This is a genomic window from Psychrobacter sp. ANT_H3, from assembly GCF_027919975.1.
Taxonomy (GTDB): Bacteria; Pseudomonadota; Gammaproteobacteria; order Pseudomonadales; family Moraxellaceae; genus Psychrobacter; species Psychrobacter maritimus.
On sequence record NZ_JAQISM010000013.1, the window covers coordinates 114,213 to 136,599 of the forward strand.

The following is a 22,387-nucleotide window of genomic DNA, read 5'->3' on the forward strand; positions in this document are numbered from 1 at the left end:
ATATTAGGATAAGTCTTTGCTATAACAGCTAGCGATAACGGGTTATTATTCATTTTTAACAATCCTACTACTGTCAGAACTCAGATTAATTTGCTAGGGTATGAAAAATTTGTACGATTTTACGGAATGCTAAGACATAACCACTAATCAATGGATGGATTGATAACTAACGATTCAGCAAACAAAATGATTATTAAACAAATTTATTATTAAATAAATAAGGTAACTATTTTTATGAAAGCGATTAACCACCCTACCACCTCTCACAAAGCGCCGAAGTTTGCGACTTTAACTGCATTAGCCGCTGCCTGTGCCATGATGCTATCTGCCCCTGTCCATGCAGCAGAAGCTGATACCGCAGCAGCGGCCTCTACTAGTACCGCAGTACCTAGCGCAATCGATTCTACTAAACGTGTGATTCGCTTAGCCAAGCCGAATACTGCTGTCAGTACAGCTCAAACTGACGCGCAAATGAATACTGAGATTCCACAAAACAACGTTCAGCAAAATAGCATTCAACCAAATAACGTGGCGCAACCAACGTTTACTCAAGGCAACAATGCCCAACAAAGCAATGTTCAACAGGCTAACGCCCAACCAAACCGTGCGCCTTTAAATACAACTAACATGGCTCAGCCACCAGCCGTACCAGCACCAAACGCCCCTGAACTGACAGGCACCACACGTGTTTATGAGCGTGGACCAATGACTGCAACGGGTATCGATTTACGTAGCGGACAGCTGCCAAATATCCCAGCACCGCAAGTCAATATCTCAGATATTAGCTTTGTGCCGACCGTGCTAATACCGCAGCAGCAAGGACTTGGTACTGATAAGTTGGACGTCAGCTTACTCGATGACTTTATTAAAGAGGTGTCACCAAATGCGCGCCATTATCCGCCAAACTTCCCTAACCGCACCCAGCGTCATAACGCCCGTGAAAAAATCAAAGTCATGACCGAATGGATTGAGCCTTATGCCAAAGCGCCAAATGCTTCCTATGACGTCTTGATTCGTGCAGCCAAGCTCAATGGCATGGGACGCAACTTAGACTTAGGCTCAGAGTACACAGTGCGCGGTGGGCAATATGTCGACCGTGCGATTAAACTGAAACCTAATAGTGGTGAAGCCAATTTCATCTATGGCATGATGCTCTCAGAAGGCGGCGGCTTTAAAGAAGGTCAAAAATATCTTGATCAAGCGGTCAGCCTAGGCTATACCGAAGCCGAGCAAAGCTTGGCGCAATCTGACGTATTAAGTGATCGCCGCGATAAAGCCTTAGAGCGCTTGCGCCGTTTAGCACAACAAGTGCCTGACAATGCGGTGATTCGCCAACAAATCAAACTTATCGAAGATGGTAAGTTCTATATTTGGGATATCCCTGCACCAGACGTTAATATCAAACCAAGTACTTAATAAAAAGTTATCTAAGTATTGGTTGTTTAAGTATTGATAGTTTACATATCAAGCAAAGTAACATTCATTACTAAAAATCGCGCTTAAATCCTCGTTATCAATAATTTGAGCGCGTAACTCTAGCGTCTTTGTTTTATATTGCTATGATGGCAGTATAAAATAAAGACGCTTTTTTTCGTCTAATACGCGTAACGCTAAGCTAATTATTCCTAAATTATTTACGGATTTATTTATTCGCTAAGCACGCGCCTTGCACCGAACTGACAATTTTTATGTTTTAACCTATGCTATTTTTTTCAAACACTTAGTTAAATATTAAATTCCAAGCGCTTTTATTTGAGCCCCACAATGCTGCATTAAAAACCAACGGTATTTTGCGATATTTGAATATAAGCCATCAAATACGATAGGCGCAGCACAAAAGTTACGCTACACTCATGCTGATATATGAATGAGTGATTTGTCATTTATTCATGATGCATTCCTGACTATTATTCACTGGAATTACCTATGATTTTCGCTGACCCTGCCAATGCGGCACTGACGCCAACCTCTAAAAATAAAAAACCTATTGCTCTATTGGCGGTAGTTGCAGCAATGGCAATATTGCCCGCTTGTAGTACTGTTTCTGTCAATAAACAGGCGTCGGCCAAGACCATTTCTGCTCAGCGCGGCAACATCGTCACCGATAAAAAACTCAGTAGCGATACGGCCTCGGCTTTATTGTCAGCAGGGCTTAACGAGCAAGCTTGTATGCAGCAGTTTGATCTGTGCTTAACGCAGCTTACGGACAGCATGCTCAATGAGCACTATCGTCCCGCATTGGCGGTATTTGCCGAATTGCATTATGCCAAAGCACGCCAGCTTGCAGCATCCAAAGACTGCCGCAATGCCCTTGCCCGCCCACCACTTGACCCTTACTATGCCAACGCCCCTTTAAGCGATGATGATGCCAAGGCACAGCAAAAAAGAACCGATAGCTGCTTGGTTGGTTATCAAGGCAGGCTTTTTGATGCCATCAAATCCAGTTATACCTATTTATTTTATGACAGCTTAGAACATGACTTTGAAGGCGCGGATAAAGAGATCGCTCGGTCGCAGGCGAAAAGCCGTATCCCAAGCGATGTGGATATCCAAACCCAAGATATTTATAACGCCGCCAGTAACGATGTCATCACCCAGCTCTATCAGTCGGCTGACGGCAGCAATAAAATGATGGGCAATACCAAAACAGAATATTTACCAACCACAGCAAGTAGCCGTCATAACAGCGAGCAAGCCGCGATTGCCAATCGTACCGCCGTAACTGGTCAGCCAACCGATCAAATCAAAGTCATGAAAATGCAAATAGACGACTATAATCTCAATGTCTATTTGCCCAATGAAAATAACTATCTAAAAAATGCCAATCAACAAACCTCTGCCTTAGCGGATTTGGTCTCTACCTACGAGCTGCGCCTATCCGGATTGAACTCCATTAGTAAACGCCCAGGTTTGGGTATCAGCTTGGTCGCCTCACTAGATGATCGCTATACCACCACCATTCGCCAACTATTGGTGTCCTCGTTGTCAGGCAGGCTCAATCAAGAAGCTAGCCCTCAAAAAGTCAGTAATCAAAATGCAGCTGAGAGCACAGAGGATGATTTAGTCAAGGACAACTTAGCAAAGGCAAGTGTAAACAGCGATGATGCCAGCACACGCATTTATCCAACCGGGCATTTACTGATGACCGGTTTGATTAAGCCTGCTGGTGATAGTGTGCTCGATACCCTGAGCAGCAAGCAGCTCGATATTCATTTATATAACCCGTACCGCAGCGAGAGCGCCAATATCTTGGGTGACGACTATCCGCTTGCCGCCAACTTTTCGGCAGGGTACGGCTTATGGCTGGCAGAAAATCAGCTCGATGGCGTCGGTTATTTAAACCTTATTACCCGCCAAAAAGAAGCCAGCTTACCAAAGCTCTTTATGTTAGAGCCTTATGACCCTGACAAGCGTGTCATCATTATGCTACATGGTTTGGCATCAAGCCCAGCAACGTGGGTCAATTTGACCAACGATATTTTCAATGACGATAAATTGCGTAATAATTATCAAGTTTGGCAAATTTTTTATCCAACCAACTTGCCTATACTAGAAAATCGTTACCAAATTCAAAAGCTCATCAATGCAACTTATGAGCAAACAGACCCTAAAGGGCAAAATATTGCTAGCAAAAATAGCGTCATTATTAGCCATAGTATGGGCGGTATCATTGCCCGTATGATGCTCTCTGATGAGAACTTGGTCGATGACTTGGACAGACTAGACGACCAAAATGTCCTGTCAATGAATGAGAAGCGCAAAATACGTGACGCGCTGAAAGAATCATTTGGCCAACAGCAGCTACGAGAGCGTTTTGAGCTAAAAGCCTTACCGCAAGTCGATACAGCAGTATTTTTATCGTCGCCTTTTCGCGGTACCGATTATGCCGACCGTTGGTTTACCCGTGCGCTACGCCGCATTGTTTATTTGCCCGTCGGTTTGGTAAAAACAGTCACTGATAACTTAGCAACGCTTGCCATTCAAGGCGACTTGGCACAAAACCCGCTCGGTGCGCTATATCTACAAAATGGTGCCAGTCAATTAAGCGACAAATCTTCTTTTATTCAATTAACCAAAGACATTAGTATCAATAAGCGCATCACCTATCATTCAATCATCGCTAATAACGATGCGGATATCACCAAAGGCTTGGCAGAAATGCAACCCACCGGCGCCAAGCTTGATTTATCGCATGAGATAGCAGAGGATGACGACAGTTTAAGCAAAACTATCGATTCCGATACCACCAATGAGTTAGCATCTGATGCAGATAAATTACCAAGCAAACCGCTCATTGCGGCAGTGACGGTTGATGGTGAGATTGGACAAGCATTAACAGAGCGCTTATCAGACGGTATAGTGCCCTATACCAGTGCGCATCTTGATGGTGCAGCGTCGGAGACGGTGATTAATGGTGGTCATAGCATTCAAGAAAACCCACAAACCATTTTGACCTTACGCCGTATTTTGCATCAACAATTACAGCAATAAAACAAAGTATTAGGGCATGAATATGGTTTTACTATTAGCTAGGCGCGTACACCTAGCTAATAGTACACACCCTCAAATTTTTATTACTCCTAAAAAGGTAAAAGCCTATTGTTAAAACATGTATTTTCATATTACTGTTATGTATATATTGATAACAATATTTAAACAATGGCTGTTATTTAGAATCTATTTGACTAACATTGTAAATACTTTATGACTAATAGGTGTGCGATAACCATATTGTGCAACTTGCGTGTACGAATGGGCGGGCGCATAATACTTAAGTACCAAATATCAGCAATACCGTCATTTGATGAATATTTAATAATTTGTAAGGATATGAATTATTTACTTTAGCTAAATAGTAACTATTTAGTAATTATAAACTAGTAGTTATGAAGGTATAGCAGCGATTACTGCTTAAATGACTGACTAATAGTTGCTAAAGCATAGCCGTTATTGACGCTATGTTAGCCAAAGGTTTTGTCTTAACCACATTTGCCGCTAAATAATACTTAGCCATTGCCCGTAATAATGAACGCCCTGATTGATGGACGGTTACGGACAGTTACTTGAGCGTATCATGGAAGCCAGCGCTATTCAGCTAACAGATAAGGGTAACCGTTTATGTTTGCTACATTTATGATTGATCAACTTGATGCGTTGATGCTGGCGCGTATCCAATTTGCCTTCGTTATCTCATGGCATATTGTTTTCCCCGCTTTTTCTATCGGACTTGCCAGCTGGCTGACGGTGCTTGAGTATCGTTGGCTGAAAACCGGTGAGCCTATTTATGCCGAAGTGTATAAACACTGGGTAAAAATATTTGCCGTGGTATTCGGTATGGGTGTGGTTTCGGGCGTGGTAATGTCCTATCAGTTCGGTACCAACTGGGCGGTGTTTTCAGACAGAGCCGGTAATATCCTAGGTCCGCTACTCGCCTATGAAGTATTGACAGCGTTTTTCTTAGAAGCGTCTTTCTTAGGTATTATGCTATTTGGTTGGGGACGGGTAAGTAAGCGTATGCACCTTGCCTCAACCGCCATCGTCGCCATCGGTACGATGATATCAGGATTTTGGATTTTGGCCGCCAACAGCTTCATGCAAACGCCGCAAGGCTTTTTGATGGGCGCTGATGGGCTGCTATATCCAACCAATTGGCTTGAGATTATCTTTAACCCATCATTCCCTTACCGCTATGCGCATATGATGACGGCGGCATTTTTGACCACCGCCTTTGTGATTGGTGGTATTGGTGCTTATTATCTACAGTCCAAAAAACATGCTGAACATCGAAAACACGGTCGCGTCATGCTAGGCATGGCGATGATTATGGCGATATTTGTCGCACCAGCACAGGTACTGATTGGTGATATGCATGGTCTAAACACTTTAGAACATCAGCCAGCTAAAGTAGCGGCGATGGAAGGTCTGTGGGAAAATGAGCGCGGTGCGCCTCTTGTCTTATTTGGCATCCCAGATCAAAAAGCGGAAAAAAACCATTACGAAATTAAAATCCCCTATGCCTCAGGTTTAATTTTAACCCACTCATTAGACGGTGAAGTTAAAGGACTTAAAAACTGGGCACCAGAAGATCGACCTTACGTTCCTATTGTTTTTTGGTCATTCCGTATCATGGTTGCTATCGGCATGTTGATGTTGCTCGTCGGTCTGTTTAGTCTTTATAAGTACTTTAAAAAACAACAGTTCAACCCTGAGAGTAAGCTATTTCACCGGGCATGGATGATGATGACACCACTTGGTTTTATCGCGCTACTTGCTGGCTGGTTTGTGACCGAAACAGGTCGTCAGCCATGGACAGTATATGGCGTCATTCGTACCGCTGAGAGTATGTCACCGGTTGCGGCGCAGCAAGTTGCGACAACCTTGATTGGCTTTATCGTGCTATATGTCTTTGTCTTTGGGGCGGGCAGTTTTTATATCCTACGTCTGATTGCCCAAGGACCAAAACCGTACGAAGATCCGTCAGAAGATCAGTTCTATGAGCATTCTGTCACTGAAGGCCAAGGTCGTACCTTGAGCGGTGATAAGCAGGCGGCTGATAAAACCAAAGGGCGTGAAGGCGACTTGGATAAACCTGCTGACGATGTCGATGATGGAGGGTTACGCTAATGTTTAACTATGGTGATGTATTAGATTTACCCTTAATTTGGGGCGGCTTAATTGCTCTATCTGTGTTTATTTATGTCTTGCTTGATGGCTTTGACTTGGGCTGCGGTATTCTGTTCCCATTTGCGGGATCCGATAAAAACCGCAGCCGCATGATGAACTCTATCGCCCCTTTTTGGGATGGCAATGAGACGTGGCTAGTGCTCGGCGGAGGTGGTTTATTCGCCGCCTTCCCTGTCGCTTATGGCATTATTATGACCGGTCTTTATTTGCCCGTCATCTTTATGTTATTTGGTTTGATTATGCGCGGTGTGGCGTTTGAGTTCCGCTTTAAAGCCACCTCGCACCGCTATGTGTGGGATAGTTTCTTCTTTATCGGCTCTGTCGTGGCAACTTTTGCCCAAGGTATTATGCTTGGGGCATTGGTACAAGGTTTAGAAGCCAGTAATCGTTTATATACCGGTGGTCCTTTTGATTGGTTCTCACCTTTCTCAATTATGTGTGGCTTTGCCTTGTTAATTGGCTATGCTTTATTGGGTTCTACGTGGTTAATTATTAAAACCGAACATACCCTACAAGTATGGGCACGTAGAGTCTCAGGCTGGCTGCTTTCGGCTTTAATCGTGGCGATGATTGCGGTAACGGTATTTATGTATTTCTCAGGGATTGATGCGCTTGAAGGCTGGTTTAGTTTCCCAGGTCTGCTGTATCTTGCTCCGATGCCAATTATCGTTGTGCTGTTATTTTTCTTGATGCGTAAAGATTTGACCAGCGAACGTGAATATCGTCCGTTCTTATTGACTGTCGCACTATTTTTGATGGGCTATATCGGGGTTTGTTTTGCCATATTCCCGTATATCGTACCGTATCAGATGACCATCTATGAAGCTGCTGCTGCCGATACTTCGCTATCCTTTATGCTCATCGGTGCCGGTATTATGCTGCCAATCATTTTGAGCTACACCGCTTTTGCTTATTATACATTTAAGGGCAAAACCGACCATGAGCATATGTATTAAAGCAGAATAGCCTTGGCTATTATCTATTGCACATAATGGATAATAGCTGTGCTTAGCTCAATGAGCTTAAGAATACGTTATGGGAGATTACGGAGAAATAGTTATGAAAAAGCTCAGTAAAAAACAGTCACAATGGGCGTGGTTTATTGGCTTATATGTGGCAGGGTTTTTGGTTATCTTTACGATTGCACAGTTAATTAAACTGGCAATGGGCGTATAAAACTTATCCTTTTACCTACATTCCTATATCCATAAAAAAGCAGCGCTGAATATTATAATATTCAGCGCTGCTTTTTTATTTGCTTAAATTTTAACTGTCGTAAAACAATTTATGCGCCGCGATGATTATCGACGCCGTGAGTTTCGATAAATTCGTTCACTTGCGTTAGGCGTTCAGGCGTACCAACATCTATCCAATTGTCTTTAATTACTTCAGCGGTAATTTGAAACTTTAGCATTGCTTGCTTTAGCAGTGGCGCAAGTGGCGCTGGCTGCCCTGAGACCAGCCCATCAACCAGTCTAGCTGATAGCACGCTGATACCCGCAAAAGTATATTTGTCAGCATCAGCAATCGGCTGCTCGCTTGCCAGTCCATTATTAATAGCGAAATCACCGCCATTATTATGCTCAGGATTGTCAATCAATAATAAATGTGCCAATTGGTCAGGCCCCAGCGTATAGTCCTGCAACTGAGCAAAATCATAGGTCGTCCAAACATCAGAGTTGACTAAGATAAAGGGCGCATCTTGCAGCTTGCCTGTTTGTAGCGCGTTAAAAATCCCGCCAGCCGTCTCAAGCGGCTCATCGTCTTCAACCGACCAATGCAGCTTGACGCCATATTCGGCTCCATCACCCAATGCCTGCATCAGCCTGTCCGCAAGCCATGACGCATTGATAGTGATATCGGTAATGCCAGCAGCTTGTAGCGCTTTAATATGCCAGACAATCAGTGGTTGCCCGCCGACTTCAACCAAAGGCTTTGGCGTTTCAAGTGTTAGCGGACGCAGGCGCGTACCCTTGCCAGCCGCCAAAATCATTGCTTGCGTTATTACCGACATACGCGCTCCTTGTTGTTGGCTGTTTTGCTGCCTATTGTTAATTATTGACTTTTAAGCACTATAAAGGCGGTTGATGTTTTAACCATTTTTACTTTATTAATGCTATTTAGATATATTGTTGTACAAATTTACTTTGATAAGCAGGCAAGATAACCTCTCGCAACCATTCGTTAAATGAGTTAACTGCTTGCTTCATATCGGAATTGCCGTATTCTGCCAGCCATTCTAGCTCAAAAATCAGGTCACGCATGACTTTTGGAATATCGGCCAAATAACGACTTTTGCCATCACGTTCAAATAAACGGATAAAAATACCCAACACTTTTAAATGCCGTTGTACGCCCATGACATTCACATCGTTTTCAAACTGAGCCGCATTCTCAGCGGTCACAAGCCCTGCCTGCTTTTGTAATTGCCAACAATCCTGCACCCAACTTGTGATTTGACTCTCCGGCCATTCTACATAGGCATCTCGTACTAACGATACCAAATCATAGGTATACGAGCCTACTACCGCATCTTGGAAATCAATAACGCCTAAGCGCGTATGATCTGCTTGGTCTTGCATAAGGTTGCGACTGTGATAATCACGATGCACTATCACCTGCGGCTGTGCCAAAATCTCAGCTATCAGAGTAGCTTTAAGATTTTCCCATAGCGTCTCTTCAAGCTCCACGCCAATATAAGGGATAAACCATTCGCTAAACAAATCCATCTCACGGGTTAAAAGTGCCGTATCATAATCTGGCAATTGGTGTTCAGCTTTTGCGGTGGCTACTGGCACTGTTTGTAGCGCAACTAAGGTACGCATCGCCAATTGATAATAATCATTAATCTGCACAGGCGGCGCATCTACTAATAGATGCGCAAACTCTACCGCCCCAAAGTCTTGTAATACCAAAAAGCCTTTTTCTATATCTTGGGCAACCAGCGTCGGGACATTGATTGCCGGTGACATCAGTTTTGCCACATTAATAAACTGCTGCAACGCCTCTTGTTCATCAGCAGAATCCATGACAATATAGCGCGCCGTTTCTGCCTCATTATTGTCAAGTAGCTGGATACGGTGATATTGGCGTGCGCTGGCGTCACCGGGCAAACTATCAAGAATGAATGGTTGATTGGCAAATACTTCTTGCAGCCATTGCTCTAATTGCTGCTGGCGAGTAGCGGGTACGCTAGGTTCTAACATAGTTTTATCGGTCATAAAAAGCATCGCAGGTTAAATATCAGTCGTAAATGACTAAAGTAGTGATAAGTGGGGCAAATAGTTGTTAAAATAGGGAGCGCTTGGCTTAGCCTAACAACGGCTCTAAGCAAATTAATTTCGGCTGTAAGCAAGTTAATTAATGCATCGAGCCATATTATATTACTCAGTATAGATCTAGTCTCTATATAAGCTAATAACTATAAGCTACTATCTAAGCAGTCTATTAACAATAGCTCGCCCAGTTATATTTAGCTATATTATAAATTTTGCTAAATAGTGTAGCTGATTTGGTTTTTTTTGACTATGATTAGTCGTCATTATATGAAAAACGTTCTGATTTTCGAGATTATCGTATGAATTATTGGTTTATTAGCCGTTAAATATCGCTAAAATACTCCTAGTAATTCAATGATCGCAATCCAATAGGCTCTACAATCATACATAGGTGTGCCCTTGTTATATTCTCCGCTTTACCAAAGCATCCGTTTGATTTTATTTGGCGCCTTAGGCTTATCAAGCTTGGCCGTCAGTGCCGCTATTAATAATGATGCACAGAAGATAGATATGCAGACCACTGAGCCGTTAGCGGTCGATAGTGCTAGCAGCGCTTATGCCCCAAAGGTTGCAGCTGATGCTAATAAAAATGTCAATAATAATATTAATACCGTCAATCAAGACATCAATTATCAAAGCGATTACAAGCAAAATACGGGCTATAACAATACCAATGGATTAACTGACAACATAGCAATAGAAAATGCAGCAGCTAATGTTAGTAATACAGGGACAAATAACTCTGTAGCCACTAATTCTACCTTTAACAATGATGATGCTTTAGATAATGACAATTATAATGCCAGTATAGATGTCACAGAAATTAATGACAGCAGTGATAGTAATAATGCCAATGCTAATGACAACAATCAAAATAATACCGCTGCGCCAGTAAATAATATTACTACAGCTGAGACTAAAGTTAACAGCCGCCAAGTTAACGACAGTGATGAAAGTATCCAAGAAAGCCTCAGACGCTTGGCAGAATTTTATGAACTAACGCCTGAAACTGACCCTGCAACGTTAAACAATAGTAGTAATGCTAATGTAGCAGATAACAATCAAAGCGATATTCAAAATACGTTTACCGCGCAAACCATTCCGGCCGTAGGCAACGACTTAAAACTGCTACCAAATACCATCGACAGCGCCCAACGCTGCGAAGGTCAATGGGTCTACCCCAAGAAAAACCCCAATTATCAACGAGCGGTTAATGAAACAGGTGCAAGCAATGGTCAGCCAGCACCCAATCTAAATGGCATTCTGAATAACCAAGCGCCGCTGTTTGCCGAGTCGGATTATGGTTACTATGATAATGTCGATTATGCCGAGCTATCAGGCAATGTCATAGTTGACCAAGGCACCCAGCATATCGAAGCGGACAAGATTGTTCTAGACTTGACCAATGGTGTGGCAGCAGCGCAAGGTAAAGTGATGTTTACCGATCAAGCCACTGCCAATGGTAACCCATCCACTCTTCCACCCCAAGCTGGAAACATTCAAAGCAAAAATAATAAGACCAGCCTTACTGATAAAGCTTCAAAAGGTGGTCTCATTGGGGTTGCTGACAGCTTAAATTATAATACTGAGACCGGACAATCAACGGCCAAAGACGTGGCCTTTGCTAGTGTAGAGCTACAAGCACACGGCTATGCCAAACGCTTAAACCGACCTAATGAGACACAATACGAGCTTGATGAGGTGATGTTCAGCACTTGCCCGCCCACCAACCGTAAATGGCAGTTTGATGCCAAAAGTATCGACTTAGATACCGAAACCGGTCGCGGCGAAGCTTATAATACGACCTTCCGTATCGCTGATGTGCCTGTCTTCTATTTGCCTTATTTTAACTTTCCTATAGACAATCGACGCAGTAGCGGGTTTTTACTGCCCAATGCTAGTATCAGTAGTGAAAGTGGTCTTGAGGTTGATGTACCTTATTACTTTAATTTAGCGCCGAACTATGATGCGACCCTTAATACCCGTGTTTATACCAATCGTAACCCGATGCTCTCAGGTGAATTTCGTTATTTGACTGAAGAGTATGGCGAAGGTATTTTTAATGGCTCATATCTGCCCAATGATAAAGAGTATGACGGCGAAGATCGCAGCAGTTTGTTTTATGATCATTATTGGTCATCTAAAAGCATTCCGCGCTTAAGTGGTGATGCAAAATACAGTTATGTATCTGATGCTGACTATCTTAATGACTTTGATACCTTAGGTTTATCAGACAATACCTTAAACCTACCACGCCGTGCGCGGGTTAATTATTATAATGATTATGTCAATGGCGAGTTAAAGGTAGAAACTTTTCAGACACTAGATGCCATCACCAATAATGGGCAGGTATTACAAGATAAAGATAAGCCTTATTCGCGCTTGCCGCAGCTCAAGCTTGATTATCGTTTACCGTGGGCAAAAAGCTTTGATATCACCGGCGTTAGTGACACCGCTTATTTTAAAAAGTCTATCGATGACGGCTCTGAAAATGAAAAAAGTGGCACGCGGATTTATAATAAACTCAGCGCCGTTTACCCCATGGAAAGATCTTGGGGCTATATTAAACCTAAGCTCAGCTTACAGCATCTGTATACCTCTTATGATGAAGACAGCTTAGCAGATAACGAGCTTAATAAAGACGATGGTAGCCAATCAGTATTGGTACCACAGGCCAGTATTGACGCCGGTTTGCACTTTTATCAAGCTGGCTCACCTTTTGGTGCATTTGACGATACCTTGGGCGGTTATCGCTTATTAAGTCCGCGCTTAAAATACACCTACTCACCCTATAAAGACCAAAACGAGATTCCTAACTTTAATACCCGTGTTGCCTCTATTAACTATGAGCAGCTTTTTTCGGACAGCTGGTTTTTAGGGCATGACCGTTTGCAAGATTTGCATGCCTTTACCCCCGGTATTAATTATCGTTACATCGATGCAACGGGTGTGACACGTTTTGATGGTAGCATTGCAGAGCAGTTTTATATCGATGACGGGCGTGTAACCCTTGATGAAGATAAACCTATCCTGACGTCATCATCTTCAGGAATGGTATGGGATACCAGTACTCAGCCTTATAATAACGTCTGGATAGACATGAGTGGCGCCCTTACCAATAGCTATGATTTAAACTATATCACCACCGAGCTACGTTATCAGCCGTCTGACAACAGCTTATTTAACGTCGGTTTTGTGAAGCGTATGCGTGATGAAAACACTGACCAATTACCCTTATCAGCATTTACCGCATCAGCCGTGTTCCCTATTAATAATAACTGGCGCGTATTGGCGCAAGGTCAGTATGATTATAATCGTGATAAGATGCTTGATTCGTTAATTGGTGTCGATTATGAGGATTGCTGTTTTGGTTTTGCCGTTTATGGTCGTCGTTACTATAACGACTTAAATATCAAAGACAAACCAACGCAAGCAATTATGGCAGAAATCAGACTTAACGGTCTTGGTAGCGGCAGCAGCCGTTTAACGCGCTTGCTTTCTGATAAAGTGTTAGGATTTGAGCCTGTTCAAAGCGCATGGAAGGATTAATAAAGCATCGTCTATACGATTAGATTAACGTATGATTGATGGCATTATTTATAGACTGTTATTTGTGATATAACATTCTACAACATTGTTTTTACCCTATTTATTATAGACAACCTTAGCCGCTACTTGAATATTCAAAGTATCGTCAATAGGCTTAACCGATTACCATCCGATGCAATGACATTGATGAGGAGCATCATGAGATTTTTTTCTTTAGGTCAAACTAGCCGAGCTGTATTGCTTTCTATGACTATGACTGGCGCTATTGCCCTAAGTTTTAGCGCACAAGCAGCAACCGTGAAGCCTGCAAAAGCACAAGCCTCCCAAGCAGCACAAGCAAATGCCGCAGCTGGACAAAATAGCGTGAACCGTTTGACGCCTGCCAATAGTACAGACGGCATCATTGCATTGGTTAATGAAAATGCTATTTTAAAAAGTGATTTAATCGCTGCTATCGCGCAAACCCAAGCACGTGCTCAAGCGGCTGGTGAACCGATTGCCAATTCAGCACAGCTACAGTCTGAAGTGTTAAACGCTCTTATCTTGCGCGAATTACAGCTAACCATGGTCAAACGTGTTGGCTTAAATCCTGATGAAGCCGCGATCAATCAACGCTTGGCTCAAATCGCCCAAGCGGAAGGACTTAATAGCATTGGTGCATTGCAGCAACGTTTAGACGCTGCAAAACCGGGCAGCTATGCCACCTTACGCGCGCAATTGATTGAAGATGCCGCTATCCAAGCCTTGCAACAACGCCAAATCTCTAGCCGTGTACGTATCAGTGAACAAGATATCGATGCATTTTTGGCATCTCCTGAAGCCAAGCGTTTAAGTCAAAGCGAATATCAAACTGTCCATGTGCGTATCCCATATATGGATGATTATAGCCGCTTGTCAGAGGCCCAACGTAATGAGGCATTAAAAGTCGCGCAGCGTCTACGTACACGCCTGCAAGCACCAAATGTTGATGTGACGGAAGCTATCGCAGCAAGCCAAGGCAGTTATCCTATTCAGTTGCAAGGTGGCGATATGGGCTTTCATAAAGCGGCAGCCTTACCGACTGAACTGGCAAGCGAAATCACCAAACTTGAGGTCGGTGCAGTGAGTGCACCTTTAATTACGCCTGAAGGGATTGATATCATCAAACTGGCTGATAAAAAATCCAGTGATACCATGCTAGTACCGCAATGGAATACGCGCCATATCTTAGTCAAAGTCGATGAGCTGCAAACGGATGCCCTTGCAGAACAAAAAATCAATGATCTCTATGCTCAATTACGTAATGGCGCTGACTTTGCTAGCCTAGCCTCGACTTATTCAGATGATCCCGGCTCAGCAGGACGCGGTGGCGATTTGGATTGGGTTGGTGAAGAGCAAATGATTGGTCCGTTTGAAGCGATGATGAAAAATACTGCGGTCGGCGATTATTCTGCACCATTCAAAACGCAATTTGGTTGGCATATCTTAAAAGTCGAAGGTAAGCGTCAACAAGATGTCAGCGATGAGTATCGTCGTAATATGGCACGCCAAGCGCTATATCAGCGTCTTGCCCCACAAGCCAAAGAAGACTGGCTACAAGAGTTACGTGCCGGCGCCTACATTCAAGTCCTTGGTTAGTTAGGATTAAGTTAATCAGGTATGAGTTAAAGTGCTTTATAAAAAAAGGGTATATGCCAATGCATATGCCCTTTTTTATCTAATAAGAAATAGTGTTAACTCAAATATGCTTACTTTTTGATTCCATACTTAATCCACCATAAAATAAATACCGTACTACGAGTATAAATTTTACGCAGCCTCTGTATAGGTATAGGCATAAAAAGCGAGGAAGGAAAATTTATAACAGTAGCGCGCTATAATATTTTCAAATAATGATAAAAAATCACACACAAAGAAAAGCCCCGAACCTAGGGCGATGGGTTCAGGGCTATGGCGTTTCATATTATTGTTATTATCTCTTCCGTGTTGACTCATCCTAAGTCACAAACAGTACTCTATAAGACAGCGGGCTGACCTGTGCTTTTATTAGTACAACCTCAACACTACATCCTTGCGTATCCTTGTGTTGATGGTTGTATTCTAGGCCAATTGATTGAGAACGCATAGAGGCTAATGACCTTATTTAGCGTAAGCATTTGCTTACGTCGCAATCGTTTAATTCGAGCTCTTTATAAAAGTACTTGAACCATCTTAACAATCACTCTTTTCCTCTGCTTCTGCGTGCTCTTTTGATACTTTACAGCCCTCTTTCTTGCCTGCTTCGATGGTATTTTTTGCCTCTTTGACATCCTCTGCTTTTTCAGTAGGCGCATTGCTTTGTTGTTTACTCGCCTGCTCTGGCTCATATTGTAGTGTCGTCATCACCGGAAAATGATCAGAGCCAATAGACGGCATACGCTTGATATCGACCACGGTAAAGCAAGCACTGTGGAAAATATGGTCTAATGCCCAGCGTAAAAATGGGTACTTAACATGAAAGGTATTGATAAAATGGCGCCCGATACGCGGGTCTAACAAACCCGAGATACGCTGAAAACGACGGGTGGTTTTTGACCAAGCAACATCATTTAAGTCACCCGCCAAGATAGCGGTCTGGTTATTCTCTTTGATATGTTTTCCAACCATCAATAGCTCAGCATCACGGGTCGTAGATTTATCCGCTTCTGTCGGGCTTGGTGGCATCGGGTGTAAGCAGTATAGCCAAATGATTTGTCCGCCTTGCAAGCGCATCTGCGTATGAATAGATGGTATGTCGTCTATCATCAAATACTTAACTTCAGGATTTATCAGCTCAAGCTTGGAGTACAGGTGCATCCCATACAGATTGCCTAATGGAACTTTTACTGTATAAGGATAATCTGCTTCAATTTGATTGAGCGCTGTTTCCCATTTTTTATCGGTTTCTAAAGTTATTAAGATATCAGGCTGTTTGTCTTTGACCAAATCAACCAGTTTTTGGGTCTCATCATTAGGGGTCAACACATTTGAGACCATGATTTTTAACTGACACTCCTGAACTTCCGGCTTATCCTTGGCATTTTTTACTTCTTTTTTCCACAGTTTGGTATAGGGCAATACCATACGCAGCTGAAAGGCCAAAGTGATGCTCAAAACGATAAATAGCAGCCACTGCCCAAGCTGCCATTCCGCGCCAAATGCCAGCATACCGACCCATGCAATGATGCCCAATATCATGATTTGGATACGTGGGAACTCAACGCCGCGCACCCACCAATTATCAAGTGGTAGCCAGCCCCAAATGGTAACAAATGCAATTAGCCCCGCTAACCACTGTGCGCCATAATATAATAGGGAGAAATCCATAATGTGTATCGACCGTTTCTTAAATGAATGGTGAAGCCAATGATTGTATTAATTAACTGTTTGCACTAACTGACAGTGACCAAGTTCAATTTGTTGCTATCTAAACCCTCGTTATCTAAATTGTTGCTGCCTAAATCGCCACTACCCAAACTGCGCATAGCAAAAATCTAATATCAAGTTGAGTAATAGCTGCTTACTTTAGCATTTCAGAAGTCCAACGCCTACTATTGAACATGAATTACGCTATAGCCACTATAAAAAATTACAATCTAAAGCGCTTGATAAACTGCCATTTTTCTAAACAATAACTGTCATAAATAGTTCGCTGCATAATAAGCGACAAGCCTTATTGCAATTATATTTATAATTATCACTCAGCGTGATAGTGAACATCATACTTACTGTCTATAAAACACTGTAAATTCTCTAAAAAACCTTGCTTTTTGGGGCTATTCACGGCATTGTTATTGGTTGGCGATGCAACAATTTATTGTAAAAAGGATTAAGTTTCATGAGTAATTTAACAGTAGGCTTGGTAGGCTGGCGCGGTATGGTCGGGTCAGTATTGATACAACGTATGCGTGAAGAAAAAGACTTTGACGGTATGACACCGGTGTTTTTTTCAACCAGTAACGCCGGCGGCGACGCACCAAGCTTTGATGGTATCAAGACCAGCCAACTAAAAGATGCTCATGATATTGCAGCACTTGCTGCTTGTGATGTGATTATTACCTGCCAAGGTGGCGACTACACCTCAAAAGTTCATCAACCACTCCGCGATAGCGGCTGGACTGGCTACTGGATTGATGCGGCAAGCACCTTACGCATGGAAGACGACAGCATCATTATTCTTGACCCCGTCAACCGCAGTGTCATTAATAGTGCGCTGGCAAATGGCAAAAAAGACTTTATCGGTGGTAACTGCACCGTGTCACTGATGCTCATGGCGATTGGTGAGTTATTTAATAAAGGCTGGGTCGAATGGGTCAGCGCCATGACCTATCAAGCAGCAAGTGGTTCTGGTGCCAACAACATGCGCGAGCTTATCGAAGGTATGGGCGTACTCCATGATGCCGTTAAAGATGAGCTTGCCAATCCTGCCAGCGCCATCCTTGAGATTGATAAAAAAATCGCCCAAACTCAGCGCTCAGATAACTTTCCAAAGCAATACTTTGGCGTACCATTAGCAGGTAGCTTGATCCCTTATATCGACGCGCAGTTAGAAAACAAACAGTCACGTGAAGAGTGGAAAGGCGGCGTTGAAACCAATAAAATCCTTGGTAATTCTGAAGCAGATAAGATTGCTATCGACGGTATGTGTGTCCGCGTGGGTGCCATGCGCTGTCATGCGCAAGGTTTAACGATTAAACTTAGAAAAGACATCCCGCTAGAAGAAATCGAAGCGGCATTGAAAAACAGCGGTAATAAATGGTTAGACGTGGTCGAAGACGATAAAGAAGCGACTATCAACCGCTTAACACCTGTAGCAGTGACCGGTACTTTGACGGTCGCATTAGGACGCCTGCGTAAGCTTAATATGGGTCCTGAATATCTAGGCGCGTTCACTGTCGGTGATCAGTTGTTATGGGGCGCAGCTGAGCCATTACGCCGTATGCTAAATATCATCCGCGAGCAAAACGGCTAAATTAATTGGCTTAAGCTTAAATAGAAAAAGACAGCGCTTGCTGTCTTTTTTTTGAGTCATTTTTGTTATTAATGGGTCATTTGGACTGATAAGCAATCATCACTTCGTTGCGGCGCAGAAACGGTAGTGTCCAAGGTGGATTGTAACGTGCCAACTCAGGTGTACCTGTTATGGTTAATTTTTGCGCCTGCATCCAAGATTGCAACTCCTCAGTTTTAGCAGCAACCTTTTCAGCACCAGCCAATCCTGAAAACTTAATAACACCATAAGTTTGCGCTGGCACTTCTACAATTTCGATATTTGGATTGTTAGGTTTGGGTAGCGTTTGCATAGTGTATTGGTTTGGCATGGTAAATTGTACGCGCCATTTATCATCAGTCTGTTGCTGGTGCTCTTGTTTAATAGACACAGGTGCGGTCATAGCGATTTTTTGCGACGCGCCATTTTTCTTAGTGTCAGCTTGCTTTTCTTCAAACTTCATGGCGACGGGCGCTGTCATACTGATTTTACTACTCTCCCCGTTTGATGCCGTATTATTACCAAAGATATAGTCCGCTAATATCTTAAACCCTTTACGACTGGCCTCATTTTGGTCACCAGATACCCAAGTCTGTGCTGCCAACTGCTCACCGTAACGACGCAATTCAAACTCCTCTGTTTGCGACAAAATCGTATACTTTGGCTCTTCGGTTGCCATAGCTGCTCCTGGTAGCAATAATGTACTGGTTAATAACACGCCACTTAATAGCGTTCTATTCAATAACGTTCTATTTAAAAGCGAATGTTTCGATGATAGGTAGGTTGCTTTGCTCATATTATTTCTCCGCCGTGCAAAAATAGGCTTCAATACTATTTAATTTGCAGCAGCTCTTTATTTACTGTAGCAATATCTTGGCAGAACTGTCTGTGTCTTTTGGTTATAGCGTGGCAATAAAAAAGATTGATCTTTTAAATTAACTTTAAATATGCTTAGGCTATTTTATAGCTTCTTTTGCTATCTATTCAAATTGACGCTACCTTAAATATCGATGTCCAAAAAAATGCCTAACAATGCTATAATTGGCGCTATTTTCTTAGCTTAAATAGCGGTTAACTTATGCAATTTGTCTTACATAAAACGGCCAGCGGCATCACGCGTGCGCGCCGTGGTACGGTTCATCTCAATCATGGCGATGTACAAACACCAGCCTTTATGCCTGTAGGTACTTACGGTACCGTTAAAGGTATGTTACCTCGTGATATCGAAGCGATTGGCGCTGATATTATCTTGGGCAATACTTTTCATTTATGGCTGCGCCCCGGTACGGATATCATTGATAAATTTGGTGGTCTGCATAAATTTATGCATTGGGATAAACCTATCCTTACTGATTCAGGCGGATTCCAAGTATTCAGTCTGGGTGCGATGCGTAAAATTACCGAAGAAGGCGTTAACTTTAAATCGCCCATTGATGGTGCGAAAGTGTTTTTATCGCCAGAAAAATCGATGCAGATTCAATATAGCTTGAACTCAGATATCGTCATGCAGTTCGATGAGTGTACGCCCTATCCTGCTACTCATGATGAGGCGAAAAAATCTCTAGAGTTATCACTACGCTGGGGACAGCGCTGCGTTGATGAGCATAATAAACTTGGCAATATCAATGCGTTATTTGGCATCATCCAAGGTAGTATGTATGCCGATTTACGTAAGCAATCTCTCGAAGGTCTGCTTGAGATTGGCTTTGATGGTTATGCCATCGGTGGTTTGTCTGTTGGCGAGCCAAAAGAAGAGATGATAGACGTTTTAGATTATATTGCAGATGATATGCCAGCTGACAAGCCACGCTATCTGATGGGTGTAGGTAAGCCTGAAGACCTCGTTGAAGGTGTACGCCGCGGCGTCGATATGTTCGATTGCGTCATGCCGACCCGTAACGCGCGTAATGGTCATTACTTTGTCGCAGGCGACGCTGAAAACGCAGGCGTGGTACGTATACGCAATAGCCAATATCGCACTGATGAAGGTCCATTAGATCCTGAATGCGATTGCTATACCTGTCAAAACTTTAGCCGTGCTTACTTATCACATCTTAATAAATGTAAAGAGATGCTAGGTGCGCAATTGGCGACCATTCATAACTTACGTTACTACCAACGTTTGATGCAAGGTATCAGAGACGCGATTGAACAAGATACCTTTGATGAATTCGTGAATGAATTTTATAGTAAACGCGGACAAACGGTTCCTGAACTTAATTTACGTTAAGCGTTTGTAGGACTATTCGAGACACTTAACGGCTATTGATTAGATTAGTTAACAAACAAAAAGGGCTTAAGATTAATCTTAAGCCCTTTTTGTTTAGCTGGAATTTTTATTACTTAAAATACTAATACTATAATAAGTAAGAGAAAGTCTATCCATTAGCTCATTAGAGTCGTTACAAAAACGATGATTACCGCGATAGGCGCAATGAATTTAGCAACGATTTGCCATAACTGCCAAGTGAAATTCGACAATCCAAGCTCTTGCTGGATGCTGCGCTGATCCATTTGCCAACCGACAAAGATAATCGCCGCAAGACCGGTCAAAGGCAACATGAATTTACTGGTCAGTTTGTCTAGCACATCAAAAATACCATTACCCATAATGGTAAAGTCAGCCCATAAGTTAAATGACAACAAGGCTGCGATACCTAGTAACCAAACTGCAATACTGGCCACGATGGTCGATACCGTACGGCTCATTGGCGTACGCTCTTCTAAAAGCTCAACCGTTGGCTCAAGTAACGAGATTGATGACGTCACGGCGGCAAAGGTAATCAATAAGAAGAACAATGTACCAATGACGGCACCAGCACCCATGCTACCAAACGCGATTGGCAGACTGACAAAGATAAGACCAGGGCCTGAAGCAGGATCAAGACCGTTGTTAAAGATGATTGGGAAAATGGCCAAACCAGCAGCCAAGGCAATCACGGTATCTAAAATTACCACCGTACGCGCGGTGCTTAATAGATTGACATCACGACCCAGATAAGAGCCATAAGCTACCATAATACCCATACCGATAGACAGCGTAAAGAAAGCATGTCCAAGTGCCGCTAGCATGACGTCGGCATTTAACTTACTAAGGTCTGGAGCAAACAGATAATTAACCGCTTCGCCAAAACCGCCGTTCATGACGTTATAACCAACGATAACGAATAAAATCACACCCAATAATGGCATGAGAACTTTGGCGGTGTTTTCAATACCCTTCGTCACACCCACACCAACAATCAAGGCGGTAATGACCATGAAAACCGTATGCCAAATAGTTAAGGTGCCCGCTGACGCCAACATCGCATCAAAGGTTGCAGCGACAGAGTCACTATCTTGACCCGCAAAGCTTCCTGAACCAACTTTGGTAATATAATTAAGCGCCCAACCACCGATGACACTATAAAACGATAGAATTAAAAAACCACCTAAGATACCGGTCGCACCGACAATACCCCAACTGCGTGATTTGCCTTCGCTTGCCGCGACATCAGAAAACGTATTGATAGGGTTTTTTTGCCCGCGGCGACCAATCAACCATTCTGCAACCAAAATTGGAAAACCAATAAGGGCAAGACAAAATAAATAGGCGATAACAAAAGCTGAACCACCGCTCTCCCCAACCATATAGGGAAACTTCCAGATATTTCCTAAACCAACTGCCGATCCTACTGCTGCCAGTACGAAGCCAAAACTTGAGCTCCACTGAGCATGTTCTTGTTTATTAATAGCCATTTTGCCTTCCTCATGCCTCAATTAATGTTGCTTATAATCTTCCTTGATTATTATAAATCACCCACTATTTTATGCGGTAATTTAATTAACGGGTCAATGTGACACGTCTAGCAACATTATGAAAGAATTGTTTACAATATCGTAAACGCTC

Annotated in this window: 14 protein-coding genes; 9 read left to right on the forward strand and 5 right to left on the reverse strand. The window is 42.9% G+C overall.

Going from position 1 to position 22,387, the window contains the following annotated elements:
• Positions 1–234: 234 nt before the first annotated feature.
• The 5 genes from PG901_RS07805 (at position 235) to PG901_RS13695 (ending at position 7,860) form a co-directional block, all read left to right on the forward strand.
• Entirely contained in the window at positions 235–1,416 is a 1,182-nt protein-coding gene (locus tag PG901_RS07805; RefSeq protein ID WP_271134106.1) for a tetratricopeptide repeat protein, read from the forward strand.
• A 510-nt stretch (positions 1,417–1,926) separates the two neighbouring features.
• Positions 1,927–4,491: an esterase/lipase family protein gene (locus tag PG901_RS07810; RefSeq protein WP_271134107.1), complete on the forward strand. Its 2,565-nt coding sequence runs from the start codon at positions 1,927–1,929 to the stop codon at positions 4,489–4,491.
• A 627-nt stretch (positions 4,492–5,118) separates the two neighbouring features.
• The gene (locus tag PG901_RS07815) at positions 5,119–6,624 is read left to right on the forward strand and encodes a cytochrome ubiquinol oxidase subunit I (RefSeq protein ID WP_442966866.1); all 1,506 of its coding nucleotides are present in this window, start codon (positions 5,119–5,121) and stop codon (positions 6,622–6,624) included.
• A complete protein-coding gene (gene cydB, locus PG901_RS07820; protein ID WP_271134108.1) occupies positions 6,624–7,640 on the forward strand; it encodes a cytochrome d ubiquinol oxidase subunit II in 1,017 nt (338 codons plus the stop codon). Before PG901_RS07815 ends, cydB begins: the two co-directional genes overlap by 1 nt.
• A 103-nt stretch (positions 7,641–7,743) precedes the next feature.
• Positions 7,744–7,860, forward strand: a complete 117-nt coding sequence (locus tag PG901_RS13695; protein WP_372829867.1) for a DUF2474 domain-containing protein — start codon at positions 7,744–7,746, stop codon at positions 7,858–7,860.
• A 109-nt stretch (positions 7,861–7,969) separates the two neighbouring features.
• Here the strand turns inward: PG901_RS13695 and murU are convergent, their stop codons facing one another.
• Complete coding sequence (gene murU, locus PG901_RS07825; RefSeq protein WP_271134109.1) at positions 7,970–8,698, reverse strand: N-acetylmuramate alpha-1-phosphate uridylyltransferase MurU; 729 nt, start codon at positions 8,696–8,698, stop codon at positions 7,970–7,972.
• Between the two features lie 106 nt (positions 8,699–8,804).
• Positions 8,805–9,914, reverse strand: coding sequence for an aminoglycoside phosphotransferase family protein (locus PG901_RS07830; protein ID WP_442966867.1), 1,110 nt, complete (start codon positions 9,912–9,914; stop codon positions 8,805–8,807).
• A 447-nt stretch (positions 9,915–10,361) separates the two neighbouring features.
• On the opposite strand from PG901_RS07830, the gene PG901_RS07835 reads away from it, so the two are divergent.
• On the forward strand, positions 10,362–13,511 hold the full coding sequence (locus PG901_RS07835; protein ID WP_271134111.1) for an LPS-assembly protein LptD: 3,150 nt from the start codon (positions 10,362–10,364) through the stop codon (positions 13,509–13,511).
• Between the two features lie 198 nt (positions 13,512–13,709).
• Positions 13,710–15,128 (forward strand): peptidylprolyl isomerase, encoded by a 1,419-nt coding sequence (locus tag PG901_RS07840; protein WP_271134112.1) that lies wholly within the window; start codon positions 13,710–13,712, stop codon positions 15,126–15,128.
• Between the two features lie 573 nt (positions 15,129–15,701).
• Here the strand turns inward: PG901_RS07840 and PG901_RS07845 are convergent.
• A complete protein-coding gene (locus PG901_RS07845; protein WP_271134113.1) occupies positions 15,702–16,835 on the reverse strand; it encodes an endonuclease/exonuclease/phosphatase family protein in 1,134 nt (377 codons plus the stop codon).
• A 511-nt stretch (positions 16,836–17,346) separates the two neighbouring features.
• Between PG901_RS07845 and asd the strand changes: the two genes are divergently transcribed.
• Complete coding sequence (gene asd / locus PG901_RS07850) at positions 17,347–18,480, forward strand: aspartate-semialdehyde dehydrogenase (RefSeq protein ID WP_271134114.1); 1,134 nt, start codon at positions 17,347–17,349, stop codon at positions 18,478–18,480.
• A gap of 76 nt (positions 18,481–18,556) precedes the next feature.
• Here asd and PG901_RS07855 read toward each other — a convergent pair whose 3' ends face one another.
• Positions 18,557–19,294, reverse strand: a complete 738-nt coding sequence (locus PG901_RS07855) for an SOUL family heme-binding protein (protein WP_271134115.1) — start codon at positions 19,292–19,294, stop codon at positions 18,557–18,559.
• A 282-nt stretch (positions 19,295–19,576) separates the two neighbouring features.
• Here PG901_RS07855 and tgt point away from each other — a divergent pair, with 282 nt between their 5' ends.
• Positions 19,577–20,728 (forward strand): tRNA guanosine(34) transglycosylase Tgt, encoded by a 1,152-nt coding sequence (gene tgt / locus PG901_RS07860; RefSeq protein ID WP_271134116.1) that lies wholly within the window; start codon positions 19,577–19,579, stop codon positions 20,726–20,728.
• 155 nt (positions 20,729–20,883) lie between these two features.
• On the opposite strand, the gene PG901_RS07865 is transcribed toward tgt, so the two are convergent.
• The gene (locus tag PG901_RS07865) at positions 20,884–22,236 is read right to left on the reverse strand and encodes a sodium-dependent transporter (protein WP_201628053.1); all 1,353 of its coding nucleotides are present in this window, start codon (positions 22,234–22,236) and stop codon (positions 20,884–20,886) included.
• Between the last annotated feature and the right edge of the window lie 151 nt (positions 22,237–22,387).